This is a genomic window from Comamonas sp. NyZ500 (assembly GCF_016772095.1).
GTDB classification, from domain to species: Bacteria; Pseudomonadota; Gammaproteobacteria; order Burkholderiales; family Burkholderiaceae_C; genus Comamonas; species Comamonas thiooxydans.
Genome location: NZ_JAEIJE010000027.1, coordinates 1 through 18,701, shown reverse-complemented (window position 1 = coordinate 18,701; position 18,701 = coordinate 1). Strand labels below are relative to the sequence as shown.

20 protein-coding genes and 2 pseudogenes are annotated in these 18,701 nt (G+C 54.2%); 20 read left to right on the top strand and 2 right to left on the bottom strand.

The genetic code is table 11. The features are described 5' to 3' along the window. Positions 1–29: 29 nt before the first annotated feature. A complete protein-coding gene (locus JAO85_RS23670; RefSeq protein ID WP_039050991.1) occupies positions 30–1,631 on the top strand; it encodes a bifunctional aspartate transaminase/aspartate 4-decarboxylase in 1,602 nt (533 codons plus the stop codon). 310 nt (positions 1,632–1,941) lie between these two features. Here JAO85_RS23670 and JAO85_RS23665 read toward each other — a convergent pair. After that, positions 1,942–2,508, bottom strand: a pseudogene (locus JAO85_RS23665) (LysR substrate-binding domain-containing protein); the annotation flags it as partial. Here JAO85_RS23665 and JAO85_RS23660 point away from each other — a divergent pair. From JAO85_RS23660 to JAO85_RS23590, 15 genes and pseudogenes are all read left to right on the top strand, one after another. Continuing rightward, a pseudogene (locus JAO85_RS23660) lies at positions 2,502–2,981 on the top strand (acyclic terpene utilization AtuA family protein); the annotation flags it as partial. The pseudogenes JAO85_RS23665 and JAO85_RS23660 overlap by 7 nt on opposite strands. A 3-nt stretch (positions 2,982–2,984) precedes the next feature. Beyond that, positions 2,985–3,347, top strand: coding sequence for a hypothetical protein (locus tag JAO85_RS23655; protein ID WP_080771192.1), 363 nt, complete (start codon positions 2,985–2,987; stop codon positions 3,345–3,347). A 31-nt stretch (positions 3,348–3,378) separates the two neighbouring features. Beyond that, complete coding sequence (locus JAO85_RS23650; protein ID WP_039050995.1) at positions 3,379–4,350, top strand: tripartite tricarboxylate transporter substrate binding protein; 972 nt, start codon at positions 3,379–3,381, stop codon at positions 4,348–4,350. A 321-nt stretch (positions 4,351–4,671) separates the two neighbouring features. Then, a complete protein-coding gene (locus JAO85_RS23645; RefSeq protein ID WP_202789149.1) occupies positions 4,672–5,565 on the top strand; it encodes a ParA family protein in 894 nt (297 codons plus the stop codon). Positions 5,566–5,580: 15 nt separating this feature from the next. Then, a complete protein-coding gene (locus tag JAO85_RS23640) occupies positions 5,581–7,269 on the top strand; it encodes a hypothetical protein (RefSeq protein ID WP_237734976.1) in 1,689 nt (562 codons plus the stop codon). 16 nt (positions 7,270–7,285) lie between these two features. After that, a complete protein-coding gene (locus tag JAO85_RS23635) occupies positions 7,286–7,909 on the top strand; it encodes an STY4526/YPO1902 family pathogenicity island replication protein (RefSeq protein WP_202789148.1) in 624 nt (207 codons plus the stop codon). Positions 7,910–7,958: 49 nt separating this feature from the next. Further along, positions 7,959–8,405: a hypothetical protein gene (locus tag JAO85_RS23630; RefSeq protein WP_202789147.1), complete on the top strand. Its 447-nt coding sequence runs from the start codon at positions 7,959–7,961 to the stop codon at positions 8,403–8,405. Between the two features lie 12 nt (positions 8,406–8,417). Further along, positions 8,418–10,175 (top strand): hypothetical protein, encoded by a 1,758-nt coding sequence (locus tag JAO85_RS23625; protein WP_202789146.1) that lies wholly within the window; start codon positions 8,418–8,420, stop codon positions 10,173–10,175. Positions 10,176–10,401: 226 nt separating this feature from the next. Beyond that, positions 10,402–10,860: a hypothetical protein gene (locus tag JAO85_RS23620; protein WP_237734975.1), complete on the top strand. Its 459-nt coding sequence runs from the start codon at positions 10,402–10,404 to the stop codon at positions 10,858–10,860. Positions 10,861–10,888: 28 nt separating this feature from the next. Then, positions 10,889–12,013, top strand: coding sequence for a PFL_4669 family integrating conjugative element protein (locus JAO85_RS23615; RefSeq protein ID WP_237734974.1), 1,125 nt, complete (start codon positions 10,889–10,891; stop codon positions 12,011–12,013). Positions 12,014–12,029: 16 nt separating this feature from the next. Then, positions 12,030–12,578, top strand: a complete 549-nt coding sequence (locus tag JAO85_RS23610) for a hypothetical protein (protein ID WP_237734973.1) — start codon at positions 12,030–12,032, stop codon at positions 12,576–12,578. Positions 12,579–12,644: 66 nt separating this feature from the next. Continuing rightward, entirely contained in the window at positions 12,645–13,091 is a 447-nt protein-coding gene (locus JAO85_RS23605; RefSeq protein ID WP_202789145.1) for a single-stranded DNA-binding protein, read from the top strand. 27 nt (positions 13,092–13,118) lie between these two features. Beyond that, entirely contained in the window at positions 13,119–13,445 is a 327-nt protein-coding gene (locus JAO85_RS23600; RefSeq protein ID WP_202789144.1) for a hypothetical protein, read from the top strand. A gap of 54 nt (positions 13,446–13,499) precedes the next feature. After that, positions 13,500–13,628 (top strand): hypothetical protein, encoded by a 129-nt coding sequence (locus tag JAO85_RS25760; RefSeq protein WP_255539147.1) that lies wholly within the window; start codon positions 13,500–13,502, stop codon positions 13,626–13,628. A 305-nt stretch (positions 13,629–13,933) separates the two neighbouring features. Further along, entirely contained in the window at positions 13,934–15,784 is a 1,851-nt protein-coding gene (locus tag JAO85_RS23590; protein WP_202789143.1) for a DEAD/DEAH box helicase, read from the top strand. Between the two features lie 63 nt (positions 15,785–15,847). On the opposite strand, the gene JAO85_RS23585 is transcribed toward JAO85_RS23590, so the two are convergent. Further along, entirely contained in the window at positions 15,848–16,144 is a 297-nt protein-coding gene (locus JAO85_RS23585; RefSeq protein ID WP_202789142.1) for an H-NS family nucleoid-associated regulatory protein, read from the bottom strand. A gap of 252 nt (positions 16,145–16,396) precedes the next feature. Between JAO85_RS23585 and JAO85_RS23580 the strand changes: the two genes are divergently transcribed. The 4 genes from JAO85_RS23580 to JAO85_RS23565 all read left to right on the top strand — a co-directional run bounded on the left by JAO85_RS23580 (position 16,397) and on the right by JAO85_RS23565 (position 18,631). Next, positions 16,397–16,834, top strand: coding sequence for a hypothetical protein (locus JAO85_RS23580; protein ID WP_202789141.1), 438 nt, complete (start codon positions 16,397–16,399; stop codon positions 16,832–16,834). 77 nt (positions 16,835–16,911) lie between these two features. After that, positions 16,912–17,655: a hypothetical protein gene (locus JAO85_RS23575; protein ID WP_202789140.1), complete on the top strand. Its 744-nt coding sequence runs from the start codon at positions 16,912–16,914 to the stop codon at positions 17,653–17,655. 64 nt (positions 17,656–17,719) lie between these two features. Next, positions 17,720–17,965: a hypothetical protein gene (locus tag JAO85_RS23570; RefSeq protein WP_202789139.1), complete on the top strand. Its 246-nt coding sequence runs from the start codon at positions 17,720–17,722 to the stop codon at positions 17,963–17,965. Between the two features lie 111 nt (positions 17,966–18,076). Beyond that, positions 18,077–18,631 (top strand): hypothetical protein, encoded by a 555-nt coding sequence (locus JAO85_RS23565; RefSeq protein ID WP_237734972.1) that lies wholly within the window; start codon positions 18,077–18,079, stop codon positions 18,629–18,631. The last annotated feature ends 70 nt before the right edge of the window (positions 18,632–18,701 follow it).

Below are 18,701 nucleotides of genomic sequence, written 5' to 3'. Positions count from 1 at the left end.
TCACTAGGACGAATGGAAGGAGTTGCGATATGAGCAAGGATTATCAGAGTCTGGCGAACTTGAGCCCGTTCGAGCTCAAGGATGAGTTGATCAAGATCGCCTCGGGCGATGGAAACCGCCTCATGCTCAATGCAGGGCGAGGCAATCCCAACTTTCTGGCCACAACGCCGAGAAGAGCATTTTTCCGCCTGGGCTTGTTCGCAGCAGCTGAGTCCGAGCTTTCCTACTCTTATATGACGACGGTGGGCGTGGGCGGACTGGCGAAGATCGACGGAATAGCGGGGCGCTTTGAACGTTATATTGCCGAAAACCGGGATCAGGAAGGAGTGCGCTTTCTCGGTAAATCCCTGAGCTATGTGCGCGACCAACTGGGCTTGGATCCGGCCGCCTTCCTGCACGAAATGGTCGATGGCATTCTGGGCTGCAATTACCCCGTCCCCCCCCGGATGCTGAACATCAGCGAAAAAATCGTGCGCCAGTACATCATCCGTGAAATGGGGGCCGATGCAATTCCCAGCGAGTCCGTGAACCTGTTTGCGGTCGAGGGGGGCACAGCCGCCATGGCCTATATCTTCGAGAGCTTGAAGCTCAACGGTTTGCTCAAGGCCGGCGACAAGGTTGCCATCGGCATGCCGGTTTTCACGCCGTACATAGAAATTCCGGAACTGGCCCAGTATGCACTGGAGGAAGTCGCCATCAATGCGGACCCAAACCTCAATTGGCAGTATCCGGACTCAGAGCTGGACAAGCTCAAGGATTCGGCCATCAAGATCTTTTTCTGCGTCAACCCCAGCAATCCGCCTTCGGTGAAGATGGATCAACGAAGTCTCGATCGCGTGCGCAATATCGTTGCAGAACATCGTCCGGATCTGATGATACTGACCGACGATGTCTATGGCACCTTTGCTGATGACTTCCAGTCTCTCTTTGCGATTTGCCCGACAAATACTCTGCTGGTGTACTCATTCTCCAAATACTTTGGCGCCACTGGCTGGCGTTTGGGAGTAGTGGCCGCTCATCGGCAAAATGTCTTTGACCTGGCGCTGGACAAATTGCCAGAGTCCGAAAAAATTGCGCTGGATCACCGCTATCGTTCGCTGCTGCCGGATGTGCGCTCCTTGAAGTTCATCGATCGCTTGGTGGCTGACAGTCGTGCTGTTGCTTTGAATCACACCGCTGGGCTGTCCACGCCACAGCAGGTGCAAATGGCCTTGTTCTCGCTGTTTGCGCTGATGGATGAGGCAGACGAGTACAAGCACACGCTCAAACAACTGATTCGACGGCGCGAAACCACGCTGTATCGCGAGCTCGGCATGCCACCGCTAAGAGACGAAAACGCTGTTGACTACTACACCTTGATTGACTTGCAGGATGTGACCTCGAAGCTCTATGGCGAAGCATTTTCAGAATGGGCAGTCAAGCAGTCATCGACTGGCGACATGCTGTTCCGGATCGCTGACGAGACCGGCATTGTGCTTTTGCCGGGGCGCGGCTTCGGCTCGGACCGTCCATCGGGGCGAGCATCCTTGGCAAACCTCAACGAATATGAATATGCAGCCATAGGCCGTGCGTTGCGCAAAATGGCTGACGAGCTTTACGCACAATATTCCGGAGAAGGTAAGAATCGTTAGCAGGCACAAGCAGGCAAATGCTTGAAAAGAAAAGCCATGAGCAGATCCTCATGGCTTTTTATATGAAAGTGCATTCGCGACTGTTTCTGTACTTCGTGAGCGCTTCGCGGACTCTGAGTATGGCGATCCGGGTTAGCTACCCTGTATTACCGGCTCGATAACCCGTCACGGTAGATGGGTGAGGGCGATCTATTGACTGATGATGCATGTCTGCGGCGCGAAAACGAGAGTGGTTTGCTATGAGGCGCAAAAGAGGGCGACGTGTACAGGCACAGAGCTGCTGAGTGACTGATTCACGGAAGGCTCCAAGTCAAGCGTTTGAAGGAGGCATGTCCTGCATCAATCGATAGAGTGCTTCAGCCACCAATGAAAGGCTGCGCTCTCGCTTCCGGACCATATAGATCTGCCGGTCCATACCCGGCAGCAGCAGGTGCCGCGCCACCAGCCCGGGCTTATCAAAGTGAAATAGACTCAGCGCGGGAGCTACGGTGATGCCTAGTCCGGCCTGCACCAGCCCCATCACGGTGGCCAATTGCTCAACTTCAACGAAAGTCTGCATCTTTCGAGGGAAAAAAGCGGCATCCAGATACTGACGAACGCTGCTGTGGCGTGCCAGATGGATGAACGGCCAGGGTGTCAGATCCTCCAGGGACAGCTCGACCTTGTCCGCCAGCGGATGGTCGCCAGGGCACACCATATAGAAGCCGTCGCTGCAAAACGGCTCAGCCTTCAGGTCGGGTGTATCCACGCGTATGGCGGCGAGCGCAAAATCCGCGTCTCCGTTGGCAACGGCAGCGATGCATGGTTCGGACAGCACGTCCAACACACCCAGCTGAACTCCCGGATGCCGCGCCGTGTACACCTTCAGCACTTCGGGTGCGCCTGGAAGGTGTCATTGGTCATCCGAGGCCGGAGATGCTCAAAGTCAATGTCTGCTTCGAGTCAGGGTGGTTTGCCGAGGGAGAGATCTCCTACGCGGGCCCAAGAGCGCAAGAGCGCGCGCGCCTGGCGGCCCAGACCATATCCAGACGCCTGGCGAATATTGGGCCCCTCAGAACCGACCTGATCGGCGTGACCAGTGTCTGGGGAAACGACAGCAGCGACTGGCTTACTGAAGCAGGCATTCCCGGCGAATCCCGGGATGTCCGGCTTCGCATGGCCTGGCAGCATGCCGACCATGCGGTCGCTGCGCGTCTGCCGCGCGAGATCAACGCCTTGTACTGCTGCGGCCCGGCGGGGGGAGGGGGCGTTCGAACCAATATGCGCCAGCGCCTGGGAATGGTGTCGTGCCTGGTACCTCAGCAACAGATTACGACTGGCTTCCACTGGACCAAGCCGCATCAGGAGTAAGCCATGAACTCAAGCCTTACCGTTCCCCTTTACCGAGTTGCGCATGGACGCACGGGTGACAAAGGCAACCGCTCCAACATCAGCGTCATTGCATGGCATCCGGATTTGTGGGGGGTGGTGTGCGAACAAGTCACCGAACAAGTCGTGATGCACCTGTTTGCAGACCGCAAGCCAAGCCATGTTCGGCGATACCTGCTACCCAAGCTCCACGCCATGAATCTGGTACTCGACAACGTGCTGGATGGAGGGGTCAATGACTCGCTGAACCTGGATAGCCATGGAAAAACGCTGTGCTTCAAGGTGCTTGAAATGCCTGTCGTGGTCCCATGCCATCTTGAGTCGCTGCTGGCCGGTCCGACAGCCTGAATTTTCTACAACAACCACTAGGAGACAAACCATGAAATTTCTGACACGACGCACTGTCCTTGCATGCGGTGCAAGCCTGGCGCTCAGCCCCTTTGCCTTTGCACAGGGCGAATTTCCAAACAAGCCTATTACCTTTGTCGTTCCGTTTGCTGCCGGCAGCGCCACAGACCAGCTTGCGCGCGCCTTGGGACAAGCCGTTTCAGAGCAAACCAAGCAGCCGGTCGTGGTGGAGAACAAAGGCGGCGCCAGTGGCATGATTGCGGCTCAAGCGGTGGCCAAGGCCGCGCCTGATGGCTACACCGTGCTCATCACGACCAATACGACGCATGCCGCCAACGAACATTTATACAAAAAGCTCTCCTATGACCCTGTCAAGGATTTCACCCCCATTACAGGTCTGGGCAAAGGAGGGCAGGTTCTGGTTGTCCCTGCGACTTCGCCATATCAGTCCGTGGGCGAGTTGCTGAGCTACGCCAAAGCCAATCCCGGCAAGCTGAGTTTCGGCAGTGGCAGCTCTTCAAGCAGAGTCGCAGGAGAAATGCTGAAGCAGCTCGCTGGCGTCGATATCCTTCACGTTCCCTACAAGAGCAATCCGCTTGCTCTCACGGACCTTCTTGGAGGGCAAATAAACCTGATGATTACAGACGTCTCGACGGGTGTTCCTCAGATCAAGGCCGGCAAGTTGCGCCCATTGGGATACTCCACCCAGAAGCGCAGCGCGCAACTGCCGGAGGTTCCGACCATCTCGGAAGCCGGTGTCAAAGGCTATGACATGGGCTACTGGTTTGCCGCTTACACACCTGCCAATACACCAGCACCTGTCGCGGGCAGACTTAACCAATTGCTGGCCAAAGCAGTGAACAGCGCTGCAGCAAAGTCCTTCTTCAATATGTCCGGCTCCGAAGCCTGGACCACCTCAGCCTCGGAGTTGGCAAAATTCCAAGCCGCCGAAACCACCAAGTGGGGACAGGTCATCAAGGCTGCAGGCATTACCCCTGAATAAAGCAGAGGCAGTGCGACAGCTCAACATCCTGGCCGAGGCTTCGGTACATGGCACGGAAGTTCTGAGCAAGCTGGAGGCGGGTATCACGGTCGTGACGCCTCAGTCCGAACCTCTTCATTAGTAGATACGATGTATATTTTCTGACACATATTACGTGTAGTAACGCTATATTTGCTTGACTTTTCAGTGTCGGCAAGGATGCATCGAAGTTGGTCTTGTCACGGTCTGCCTGGCTGTTCCTAAGACTGGATCTCTACCCGCAGCGAGCATGAACAAATCACTTCGTTGGATGGATCAACAACCATTCAACGAGGAATTTCAATGTTCACAATCACTGTTCTGGCTTCCAAGGGCGGAGTCGGCAAGACCACCACAGTCGCGAATCTGGGCGGCCTGCTGCACGATATCGGTTTCCGTGTGCTGCTTATCGACGGGGACATCCAGCCGTCGCTCTCGCGTTATTACGAGCTTTCTCACAAGGCTCCTTTTGGGCTCACCCAGTTGGTGCAGTCTGGTGCACTGACCCAGGACTGCATCTCGCATTGCCAACTGCCACCGACTTCCTATCAAGGCAAGCTTGACAAGGCACCGAAGAGCGAGGGCGGTTGCCTGCATATCGTTCGCTCTGATGCCAAGGACTCCTCTTTGCAGGTCTGGATGGCCAATCGCAATCCAGTGAGCATGCAGTTCAGTTTTAAGAACCCCTTGAAGCACCCTGCGATCGCAAGCGCATATGACGTGGTGATTATTGATACCCAAGGTGCTGTGGGTCATCTGCAAGATGCTGCTGTGGTTGCTGCTGATCTGCTGCTTGTGCCAGCAACGCCAGACATGATCTCGGCTCGCGAGTTCATCGCGAATGTGAAAGCACTCATTGAACGCCACGATAGCGTGTCGACCATGGGCTTGAAGATGCCTCAGATGAAGGCATTTCTCAATAAAAGCCAAAAGACCAGCGATAGCAAGGAAATGTCCGCAATGATTCGCGAAAGCTTTATTGAGCTGAGCGGAAAAATCACAATGGCGGACACCGATGTTCCTGATGCAACCGCTTGGAAAAAAGCGGCCAGTGCTGGAGTTCCAGTGCATTGGATTGATCCAGTGAAAGCGTCCAACACGCTGCATTCCCTTCTTTGGGAAATCGTACCTAGCGTGTCGGAGATGTACGCATCTAACCACCCTCAATATCTCGATCTGAACGCACCCTCCAATTAATTTTAGGAGGAAGGCATGCGTACACCTGAAACCATGACTGCTCGGGAACGGGCAGCCTCGCTAAACCTAACTACGTCCCCTGGAAATAAACAAGGGACGTCAGCTATGACTGCACCTGATAAACCAAAGCTGACGCCAAATCAAGCACGTCTTGAGGCGGCTAAAGCAGCTCTTAACCGAGACTCTGAAAGATCAACTACAAGCTTTGATCCGATGGATGAAATTGATGGCTCCATCATTGTCTTGGATGTTTTTGACATTGATGAATATTCGCTGAATCCTCGCAAGAAAGTTAATTCCCAGCGAGCGGAAATCAAAGCGAGTATGAAGGTCGATGGCATCACCAATATGTTCTCGGTAACGCGTCGCAATCCTACGGAGAAGTATTTCCCATATGGCGGCGGAAATACCCGCGTAGAGATCGCAAAAGAGCTGGTGAATGAAGGCGTCGAGAAACTGCGGCGCATCCATGTTGTTACGCGGAAGTGGCCTGGAGAGGCTGCTGTCATTGCCGCGCACTTGAGCGAAAACGACAATCGAAGTGATATTTCGTTCTGGGAGCGAGCTCAGGGCGTGATGAATTACAAGCGCGAAATTGAGAAGGAGTTTGCTAAATCGTTCTCAGCCACCGAGCTGAATAAAGCACTTAAAGAAGTTGGACTGGGCTATGGCGTGCGAATGGTTCAAAACTTCATCTTCGCTGTCGAAAATCTCGGATTGATTGGGCCTTGGCTGCAAGCGTATGACGTAAACACGACTATTCGACCAACAGTGGCTGCGTTGCAAGATATTGCGGCGAAGTTCGATAAGCGTGATGAAGTCAAGGAAGCCATCGAGGAAATCTTCTTGATGCACGCTACCGATCTTGAGGCCATGGAGCAAGCGAACTCCGAGGCCGATCCTGCAAGTCGGACAGAGGTGAAGTTGGATGTTCAATCGCTGCTCACCCAGATCCAGTCCGTCTCCTCGAAGCACTTTGGCATTGCCGCCGACCATATCGAGTCAGTCGTCCAGTCCTATCTCCAGGACCCGAAGCTCTCAGTCGATGACATGCGCTCGATAGAGAGCGCGAACAAGAAGGAGCAACAGCAGGCCAAGCAGGCGCCACTGTCGGGAATGCTTGGCGGCGTGTCGGCGGCTCCATCGACTAGTAGCAAAAGAGCCCCCACAAAGGCAGATCAGCAAGGGACGGGTGCTGGCCCAGCTGACAAGCTGGCAGCGTTTTCCGCACGGCTATCCCGAAATCTTGTGGATCTGAATGCGGTCGTACCGCTTTCGGACTTCGTGAAGCCAATGCCGGCATTGCCGTACGGGTTCCTAGTGGATATTCCAGAACGTATGTCGTATTTGGGCGATCAAAAGCTCTCCGAAGATTTGGAAACTCTGCGTGTATATCTCTGGCCATTTCTTGCAACGCAAACCGGGCAGTGCAACGCAAGCCTACTCTCGAAATGCGATCCAGAAAGCCGCTGGGTAAAGGCTATTCAGGCTGGCGTTGATACGTTCCGTCAGGAGTGCACAGATAGAGCAATTCTGTGCGGGAAGAATGGGCAGCTTTATGTCACTTCTGACCATTATGGGTATCTCTTCGGCAATGCGGCGGTTGCTAGATGCTTGTCTGCTCTGATGCAAACACTTGCTGAATTCAATATCGCCGTGCAAGAGGATAGCCGCGAAGCCTATAAACCGTTATTTACGGAATAAACACGTTAGTTAAGCAATGACAGATCATATTGTTCCCGTCGATATTCACACGAATCCGCAGTTGAATTTTCTGCTGCTAACGGAGGTAATTCGTGCTATCGAAACCGAGGATGGAATAGATCAGTTATTGCAGATGGGTTGCGATGCTGAATTGATCGACCAACTTCGGCATCGCAAGACCCGCGATATTCTGGATATTTCTACTAAGTTAACGAGGGTTAAGCTCGTATTTTCTCCTAGCGAACTCAGGCAGCATCTAGAAGGCCTGGACCGACAACGGCAAGACGATGCACTTTGCGAATATTTTGTGCGTAATGGAGCCTCACGTGCACTGATTACCCGACTTTTTAAGCGCTCCGCAGACGATATTCGTAGGCTGCGTGAATTGGTCGGTGGAAGCGTCACGGGCGGGAGGGCCAAATTACCAAAGCAGTTTGATGTTCGGGATCAAATTCATCAAGCCTGGGCCGAAATTACAAGCCAATCCGCGCCCGGTCAATCTCTGCGTGATTGGATTTTCGAGCTGCATTCGCGTTTTGCGGAGTACACCATCGACTCGCTTTATTCAACGCTCAAAGAGTTTGAAGACGAGGATAGCCTGGCTCTTCCCAGGAGAAATGCCTTCCCGGTGGGCAAATAAATCAGCCGTAGGACGTTCTATTTACAACCATTATCGATATAGCTTGAACATGAAGAACACCAAGAATTTATCCGCCCAGCTGTCGAATAGTGATAGTGAATTTCTGAAGTCCGCACTGTTTCTGGAACTCATCGGCCAAGAGCCCATCACCATCAACCGCGCTTTCGTGGATCTCACCGGTAACGTCTTGAGCGCTCTCTGGCTTACCTATGCGATGGAGCGGGAGCGTCGCAGCGAGTCGGAGGACTTTTTCGAAATCCTTATGTCATCGTCATGCTGCACCAAGGACACCGGCATAACGAGGGCACAGCAGCAAACCTGCCGCAAGACTCTCGTGGACTTGGGCATCCTGCATGAGCATGCTGGTCAGGGCCGCATCATTACCTATCGGATCTCGAAGCGGCGCTTGCTTGAGCTTTTGCAGCAGCAAGCCATGCCCTTGGCCAGCGCAATGCGCAGTGCAGCGACAACCTCTGTAGCCGCAGCTGCGCACTGATGGAGCTTGTCAGTGCGCGGCTCTCTTTCACTCGCAGCTATTCCAACAGTTCGTTATGAACTGCCGGAGGATGCGCCGATCCACCAGGGTGCCGAGCAAATTTTTCTGCACCTGGACGATCGAGGTTTCGTTCCATTTCATCCGGTCCTGGCTGAAAAATTCGGCCACAAAGCCGCCATCTTCGTGGGCATGGCGCTCTACTGGACGCGCCACAGTCTCCGCAACCATCCCGAGCGCGGTGGCTGGTTCTTTATGTCCTTGCAGCAGTGGAAGTCGGCCATTGGGCTGACCCGCACCGAGCAAGCCAGTGTGCGCGAGCTGCTGATGGGCGAGGGCGTTCTCGAAGAGATGCTCGTTGGGCGTCCTGCGGTGCTGAACTACCGCCTGAACGTACCTGCACTCGCCAAGGCTTTGGCCATGCGCGGCAAGGGGCAGAAACTTACGTGGGACTTGGCAAGTAGCTGGTTCAAGGGCTGCAAGGTTTACTACAAGCCCCTGGCTGATGTGGCTGGAAGTATCGCAGGCGGGCTGTACTTAGCCTATCTGCTGCAGCGGCACCGAGAGTGTCTAAAGCTAGGCCAGCTCACCGATGGCGCTATCCCGGTCAGCCAGGATGAAATCTCAACAGCGCTTGTGCTCGGTCCGAAGGTCCAGCGCAATGCTCGGGAGCGGCTGAAAAAGGCGGGATTCATTAGCGAGGTCGGCATCGGCGGAGCTTTGGTCCGCATTAACTTCGACGCCATTCTGCTGTGCTTGCGTGGGCAAAGCATCAAGCCTTTGCCTCGCAAGGGTGACACGGACAAGGCCACTCCTGCGGCGTCAACGAAGCCTGCACCGTCGAATGGCGGTCCAGCCACGAACCAGACGCTGGATCTGTCCGGGCTTTCGTTCGCGTTCTCGCAAGCGACGCTAGGACTGTCCGCGACCCCTCCTGCTCTCCGCCCGCGCGATCTCTTGCTGTCTTTCTTGAACGACGATCTGGTGCCTCAGAAACCTGTCGAAATCCGACAAGCTGGAGCTACTCCTTCGATCAGTGAGCAGCCAGCCAAGTCGGCGCAAATCTCCAATGCCAGCAAGGAGTTAGCGAAGAGCTTTAGCGATAAGGGTAGCGAGGGTGGAGCGAAGGAATCGTTTGCCGTTTCCTGCAAACAAGAGCCTGACTCTTTGGCCGAAACCTGCAGGCTTGATCTGCCGTTTCCCGCAATCCATATACAAAGGACTTCTATTCAATCCACTACTACTTCGCCCGCGAACACCAGCAGCACGGCTGACGTTCAGGCAAGTGAGGGTAGTAAGTCTTCGAGTTCGGACAAGCTGAATGCCGGACTTGCCTCTGGCCTCATCTTCCCAACCTGGATTGAGAAGTCACTGCACGCGTCCCTCTCCAAGGTGCTGGCCAAGTTTCCCCTTGAGCAACAACAGCAAGCGTTGGACGAGATGGAAGGCGCGAACCGGCGATTTCATAAGGTGAAGTCGCCAGTTGCCTGGCTAAACAGTGTGGTGAAGAAATACAAAGCCGGCGAATGCATCTGGGCGTATGCCCCCGTCATCGCTGCAGAGCGCATTGAGTTAGCCAAACAGGCCGATGCTCAACAGGCCCAAAAAGAAGCATCGCTGAAAGCTTTTCACGAAGGATCGGCCAACGCCGTCGCCAATCCAGTGCGAGTGGCGACCGAAGGCAATGGGCCTTTGGGCAAAGAAGCGGCGCGTGCCAAGTTGCTGGCACTTCGCAATGAACAAGCAGCGAAGGTCGGAAAGGCGAAGAAATGAGCTGCCGTCATCTTCTTTCTCGATGTGCGGGTAACCGCCCTGTGCGTCGCCAAAGCACAGCCAGCGAAGCGACGCGGAACGGGTCACATGGCACGAAGTGCCGATTAACCCGAAACGGGTTACGTGGCAATGATTGCCGATTAACCCGAAACGGGTTACGTGGCAATGATTGCCGATTAACCCGAAACGGGTTAATGCTTCCAAGCTGTACGGATAAGAGCGAAGAATGAATTTGAAGGACTCCATGAACTGCAACGATCTATTCGCTCATTTGATTCAGCGATTCAAGAATTACCCCGATGCCGCTGTTCTCTGGGTGCTGCTAAAGGCTCAGGCGGAGAAAAATGAAACCTCTTTCTCGATTGGTGATATTTCGCATATTGAGCTCTGTGACACGTTACCCAAGACCACAGTGCAGCGCGCTATTCACCGTCTTCACGAGACTGGGTTCATATCAGTGAGGGCTCAGAAGAACACGAGGACGTTGATTAGCGTTAATCGCGAAGCTGTCCTTTCATTGCTTCGCACGCCGTTAGCTGAGCGACTACCCATATTGAGTAAGAAGCACTTTCCATTTATCGACGCTTGGAACGAAGACATCGCTAAACAAGCTGCGCAAGTGGCAATTGAGAACGCCAGTGCCGATGAGGGCGGCAAGTCGGGAGAAGTCCCGGACGCTGGATAGACGAAGTATTTAATTTAAGGAGAAGACCTTGGCTACTGATCGAATCAAAAAAGAACCCGGCTTTCAGCCAGTAATGCTGGCCGGTGTATTGGGTGCAAGTGCACCAGGTATTAAATTCGCCACCGACCCGAATTCGCCATTTCGTGACGGCTATTCAATTGCTGGTGAAGAAGCTGCTTTGGCGGCATTCATCCAGGCTGGCGCGTCTGAAGACGATCCTTTGTTTGATCGCTATGTAGAGCTGGAAGATCGCAAAGAGCAATTCCAGAAGATGCAAGCGGAGCGACGCGATCGTCGTGGTGCGGACGCGGTGGTGACGAACTCCGAAGCGCAAGGCATTGATGATCTCGGGCCGCTGACGAACGAAGGCGTGGACCAGATGACGATCCACACCATCGAGGCCCACCGACTTTTTCAGGGGCGATCTGGGGAGCCTGAAAAGCGCTTGAACGCGATCATTGGTGGCAAGCGCGTTGCTTCCTCTCTGCGGAACCTTTGGGTACTGACCAGCCGTGACAACCCATATGCAGATTGGGCACTGGTACGCCATGAGTACGGCATCTCCCAAGTTCAAGAGTCGTTGCGCGCCCAAATCGCTAAAGCCGAGGAGCTGCTGGAGAGCCAGCGCAAGCGCGGCCTGAACCTGAGCATCGTTCAGTCCGCTCGCCCTATGACCCTGAACCTCGGATTCCGCAGCCCTTACGGCTATGCGATCTCCATGTTGATCGTGGACTACGACTACTTTGTTCGTATCCAGAAAACGCTGCAGCGCAAGAACTTGCTGAGTGATGAGCAGGCGCGTGCTGTGCTGAGTGCAATGAGCCGCGCCATCCTTGGCGTGTTCTACGGCACCGCCCGATTCGAGAAATGGCTCGGCCGTCCAGAGATTCGTGAGCTGAGCCGTTCTGACTGGTTCAGTGCAGACCCGGAAGCGGCGAAGCGCATTCAGTTTGTGGTGAGCACGTTTGGTGCAGTGCCAGCCCAGATTTACAAGGCCGAGGTGAAGCCTTCGCATTCGCGCCGCCTCATCAACATCAGCGACGCCGAACGTGCGTTGCTGCAGCAAGTCGGCGACCAATTGCAGCAGGCGCAAGAGCTTGGCTCCGATGCGTCTGCCTCTACTGGCCCAGAAGCTACAGCCACCGCTGATTAAGACAGAGCGCGGTCGTTTGGAACTGATATTGAAAGGGATTGGTGTGAAAAGGGATCTGGAAATAAAAGGGGCTTCGCAGCACACCGGTCGTGGCCGAGTCGTCAACAACGTGCTCTGGGGTCGTCAAGCGTTGGCGGATCAGGACTGTCAAGATCGAGCTGACGTAAAGGCCCTTACGGGTAGGGGCACCCTGTCCAGATTGCGCCAGAAACTTGACGGTATTGACGCAATCCTGAAGCAGATGCGCGATTTGTCCGAGAAGTCGAAATCTGTTCCAGGACTGAGCTTCTATCTGGTCGTGCACCAGAAAAGCACAACGGGCTATGTCTTTCTGCGCTGGCGCCAACGCATGGGCTCTAACCGTCATTTGAGCTTTGAAGAGGTTGAGGAGCTTGCGTCAGGCCTGCCCAGTGAACTCCGTCAATGGTGCATGGCAGCGTCCCAGCGCGCTGTGGCCTTGAATGAGGAGCACCAGCAGACGCGTAGCGATATCAAGCGTATTCGCGTGAGCTTGGATAAGGCTCCTGTCTTTCTTTATCCCCGTTCCCCGATTTCGGGCATATGAAACTGTGCCTGGGCTGACCTGGTGCAGCAGCTCGGGCGTTCAATCCGCACCTTGAGGAATAGAGAAATGTCGCAACTTTTTATCGGCAAGGGCAACCTGGCTAACTCCCCCACACTGCAGACACTGCCAGGAGGGGCCAATGGCACTTTTGACGTGGCAAGCATGCGTGTCTACTTTGGTCGCTATGGTCGCAATGACAACGGCGAAATTGAGCAAAAGGGTGGCTACTGGCGCGAGGTTGAAATCTACGGCGCCAAGGCGCGAGATGCCGCGCGCCTGTTGCGCAAAGGATCTCGGGTACTTGTGATGGGGCAAGAGCGTGAGTACATGGCGCGCGATGAGGGGACGGGCGGCCAAGTGATGGTGTTCAAGATCGCTGCCGATGATGTGGCTTTGCTGCTGTCGCGGGTGAAGAGCATTGAGTTTGAGCCTCCACGCCGTTCGTCCACGGAGCAATCGGATGGCTTTACGGACGAACTGCACGAACCCCACGCCGCAGGCCAGCCCGCTTAACGTCCGTTTTTAACCAAGGAGCACATCTTGACTTTACATCCCGATCAAAAGGCCTCGGACGACATCACATTGCTTGTCGATGGTCGATTCACGATGGTGGTTGCACCATCGCAAACGGTGAATGAAGAAAATGCACCCGCATTCTTAGTCGTGCGAGATTCCAATGGCAAGGATGTATGTGTGGGATATTGCAAGCTCCAGTTTGACGGAACCTGGCACACGCGTCTCACGGTCACATACGATGAGTCGTCGCAGTCGGACTCTATGTTGATTGGCGACTTTGATAGTCGCGTTGATGCGGTGGTGCGGTTATGGCTTGTCCGTCATGATTTCAGCTACCAAATGACAGAATAAATATCGGTTTTCCTGTGGCGCATGCTCAGTCGCCAATTGAGTCCACAGGAGAATATGGTGCAAGAAAAATATCAGTTTTTGGGGCTCTTTGTTCCCGATCCAGTCGATCCGAATTTCGATCCTGTGGCATGGGCCAATACCTGCCAGGAAGTATTCAATAAAAATATCGCTCTGATCGGTTAGTCCTACGACACTTTTATCTTGAAGTGTTCCAGCGATTTTGATCCGCTTATATCGGGGCTGCAGGTTTCTGATTCAACGCTCACATGGGCGCTATGGATGGCCGAAGGTTGGGGCTATGAGTCACCAGCAACAAGAGTTGTTCGCGAGGGGCTTTGATGTTGCCTAGGCCCGTCACGATCCGCCCGCCGGATCTCCTTATCAAAGCCGTCTCGGATGGACGCAGGCTGGGCCTGCAGCTCCTGACTGTTCCAGGTGTGAGCCGTCCACTTGCAAACTACGATGCTTGGTGGAGTGGATCTCGGCGCATGTGGCTGCTTCAAACTACCGACTCCAGTTATGCCGACGATGTGATTAAGCATGCGTTTGCTGGGCACTTCGTGGATATGGAGCAGCTTGACGTGCAACTGCGCGCCGCTGTCGCAGCTCCTGATCCCGACTACTTCTCGCAGTTGCTCGATGTTCAGATCTTCCCGCTGGTGAAGGGAGACCTGGCACGCGGTTCATGGGCGGTTAGCTTTACCTACGACCCGCTATGCGTGAAGGCGATGCGCTCGTTGGGCGGCTACTTCCACAAGCATGCGTCAGCGTGGCAAGTCAGAGCCGATCCTGAGCTCATCATGGAGCGGCTGGCCAGCATTGCCGGCGTGTCGTCGGAGTTCGTATTCGTCCATGAGCAGCCGGTGGTCATCGAACAGTTGACCACAAGTGGCAACGAAGGCTCGCCTATCAGCGTGCCCGCTGCATCGCCACCACTGGGCGGGGGCGGTGGGCCTGGTGAAGAAGAGGGCACCGGTTTCCTGTCGACTGAGCATGGCCACGTCGATGACATGCCGTATGACCGGGTGGCCCTGGCCAGCCTGGTCGCCTGTGGCGTGCTGCGCGACTACCAGGCCGAAGGCGTCGCACATATGCTGCGCCAATCGGGCGCCTGCATGGGCGATGACATGGGCCTGGGCAAAAGCCGCCAGACGGTCGTGGCATCCCGGATGGCTGCTGGCAGCGGCCGGGTCCTGATCGTATGCCCTGCATCCCTACGTTTGAACTGGGAGCGAGAGATCAAGATGGTCTACCCAGACGCTCGCGTCGCGATGATCGGTGAGGACCGGATTTCGACGCTGGCTGGCTGTGACTGGGTGATCGGCAACTACGAACGCATGGGCGGCCTAGTGCGCGAGAGTGAGCTGGAGTTCGCGGTGATGGCCGTGGATGAAGCCCACTACCTGAAGGAATACAAGAGCGGCCGCACGCGCAATGTGTTCCTGCTGGCAGCACGGATAGAGCGATGCTTTGTCGTCACCGGCACGCCGTTGCTCAATCGCGAGATTGAGATGCATACGCTGCTGCGCATCACGGGCCATCGCCTCGGTAGTCTCACGCTGGCTGAGTTCCGCAAGAGCTACGCGGGTAGCCCTGAGAAGCGAGCAGCACTGGCTGCAGCGATCCAGAGCTGGATGATCCGTCGCAGCAAGGACGTGCTCAAGGATCTGGGTGACAAGGCGAGGCAGTTTGTGCCTCTGTCCCCAGAGGGGCTCGATGTCTACAAGGAGATCTATGGCGACATGACCCTGCAGGCCATGCCCAAGATCGTTCGCCTGCGTAAATGCCTTGAAGGTCTGAAGGTTCCGTATCTGGTCGAAACCGTGCAGGCAATGGGAGAGGACGACAAGCTCATCATCTTCTGCGAGTACATGAGCACCGTGGAGGCCCTTAAACAGGCCCTGGCCAGCCTTGGCGTAGGCTGTGTCTCGCTGGTCGGCTCAGATAGCTTGAAGCGTCGGCAGGCTGCGGTAGATGCGTTCCAGAGGGACGCAAGCATCAAGGTATTCATTGGCACCACCATGGCTGCGGGAGTGGGCATCACGCTTACGGCTGCCAACATCGTGGCATTTGCCTCCATGCCGTGGACGCCAGCCTTGATGCGCCAGGCAGAGGACCGGGCCTACCGCTTGGGTCAGATCCGCGATGTGCTGGTCCTGGTGCCCATCATCCAGGGCACTATCGATGAGGGCGTGCTGCAGCTGCAGGAGAACAAGCACACCACAGAAATAGAAGTGGTGGAGGCAGCAAAGCAAGCACTGCCTGTCCAACAACGAGCGGCTGTAGAAAAAGTGCCAGATGAAGCACGCGAGGAAGTTCTGGCACTTGAATATGCCTGATCTATTTTAAGTGCTCATAAAAAATGGCCACTTAGTGGCCATCTAATATCAAACCTGCTGAAATCATTTGATTTCGAATTGCGAGCGATCCTTATCTTTGATCCAGACAGGAGGCTTGCCACGGCCTGTCCAATTTTGACCAGTCTCAGGGTCACGATACTTGGGGTCAACAGAGCCGCGAGTTGCTTTGGCTTTCGCTTGGGGGAATATATCGTCTTGGGTCAATCCATATGTCGCGATCAAACCCTTAATCTGTTGCACGGCTGTGCCGATTTCGCTTTTACGTGCTGCTTCAATCTGGGCTTCGAGTGTTGCGCGTTGAGCCAGCAGATCCTTGTACGACACCGCAGAGTTAGACATCAATATGCTCCATTAAAATGACAGAACATATTATGAGGCATTTTAAGAGATGATGGTTGCTTTGCTGGAAGCAAGGATTGCGCTGCACTCAGTTTCGGCGCTAAAATCGACGCACATTGGCTCTTCGGAGCTTTGTAGCATCTGAGTCCTTGAGAGATGCGCATCAGCTCACGCTGGCGAGGACATTCTTCAACCCCACGGGATAACACAATCCCGTCGGGGACCGTGTTGCCCAACATCTAGGAGCAACACATGCATCAATCTCAACGTTCTGCCAAGAAGCCGGCATCCTCGCCTTTTGACGTGGATCGCCAGCTGCTGGTGAAGATGATCTCTCGCGTCAACGACCCTGTCGTAGCACGCATATTTCTCAACACGTTGGATATGTACCCGGATCTGAAACTTCAGTTCCTAGGTGCCTATCTGATGGCGGAAGAGACGGTCAAGCGCTCGCAGATTCGATATGCAAAGGCTCATGACGTGGGTCAGGCTACTGCGCGAATCAAGCGAAAGTGTTTGGAGTTGCTTCGTACCCTTTGGTCGCTTAGCGTTTGCTTTGCTCGTTGGACCCGTGTGGCTCTCAATGAGTACAAGCTGCAAAAGTCCCATAAATCGCCTAAGCCACCGGCTCCTTCTGCCAACGTCATCATGCTCCCGTTGTCTCGCAAGGCAACTGGCACAGATAACTAAGCAGAGGCTCTAACCAACCCATTACCCGAAATTCGTCGGGTAGTGGGTTTTTCTTTGTTCGAATATTTGGAGGCCGTATGAATAAGAAATCAATCCTTGAACGCTATCTCGAATTGCATCCATTGAAGGCTTCAAGGCGTGGCGCGTCATTGGATATGGAGCTCATTGAACGTTGGTACTTTGAAATTCAGCTCCGAGGCGTTGCGAAGATCAAACATCAGATTGCCCATGCGAAGCGAACCGCCACCTCATTGGTGAAAGCTCAAAGTAATTTCGAGAACCTCAATCCAACTCAATTGAAGCAATTGAAGGATGCCTCAACGATGATGCGCGATCTCGCCGAGTCGCTGGTTCCGCTAGAAAATTGGGCTAAGAGCTATAAGGAGTTCTACGATAAGACGGTTCTTGCCGATCAGAATGAAGAATGCGATGCGTTTGCGCAAGCACGCTGGCATGGCGATGAAGTGGAGTTTCAGCTAGAGCTTGAGTTATTGCTTGAGGCTGACAACTTCAAAACGCGCAGTTGCGTTGGTGATTGGTTTCATTTGAATAAGCGGTATCTCAACGTACCAGCGAATGAATTTATCCTGTCGCTATACCTGACCTTTCATGAGAAACAAAGCGTGAAGGAACGGATGCGGGCAGTAGCCTATTCATTTGTTTACGCCTCCGCTTGTCGCAGGGACCATTCTGAGTTGATGGGCAATCAAAAGTCCGTGTACGTGGGTACCAAAGACATTGATGCGTACCTGGCATACCGAAAAGCAAATGTGCAGGCTTCGGCGTCTGCGGCAATGAGCAAGTTGGGTGTCAACCTATAAATCCCTGATGGGCACTAGAGGCCCTGGGGCAAGTGTCTATCTTCCTTATCTACTGGAGATGAATATGAGCCTCGAAAACGCCTTTGAACGTCCAAGGAATTACAAATCCATGGTGCATACAGAGAAAAACCCGTGCATTGAATTGTTGATGGACCAGGTAATGGTGATTGCATCAATTTGGACATTAGCTTCAAACGATGCCTTGGAACCATCTGCTAAAGAGAAATATAAGGCTCGTGTTGTACTGGAACAGGATCATCTTCGCACGATGCTCCAGAAAGCGCTCACAGCGAAAGACAGGGTTCTGTAATTTGTCCCGTATTCGCTGGGTGATCTTCTTCTAACTCTCTTTTTACCCTTGGGGCACCGTCATGCCCCTGGGGGGGACGGTGCCCTTTCTGCTTTCAACGAAAGGAATCCCATGTCCAAGCACTTAATTAATCAAACGAACGTGAACGGTATTGAAATGATTCTGGAATGCGGCTACGACCGCCCAACAGGCTCATTCTTTGCCAATATTCATTCCGAAGGCGACATTTACTACACCTCACTGGTGGAGCTCGGGTCGAAGGACTCTGGCTGGTTGCTCACCGTGACTGCAGAGCATGGCTTAGTAGTCCCTCGCCAAATGATGGATCGCCTGGCTATCGAAGCAATGTTCGATGGGAGTAATGATTTCATCGAGCACGAGCCTTACACGCAAACGGAATCCGACAGACGACTGCTACAGCTGGGCTTTCGCCAACAGATGTCGTCCGTGCTGCCAACCGATAACCCTGTGTGGGCTTGGTTCACTGACAGCGAGGAAGATCTTGGCACATATGCTTTGCTGCAATCCAAGGACTATCAAGCCTATGTGCCATCTCTGCTCTGCGATGTATTGCCACAAGAAGGTGAATGGCCGGTACTCGATGAACAGGATGTGCTCAAGCGTCTTGACACGATGCATGCGCGGCTCTTGAAGGGCGCTTGTTGATTTCCACCCAGAAGTGACCCACTAGCCCCCGGTTTTTCCATCTCAATCTGACCCACGCATTAACCCTAGC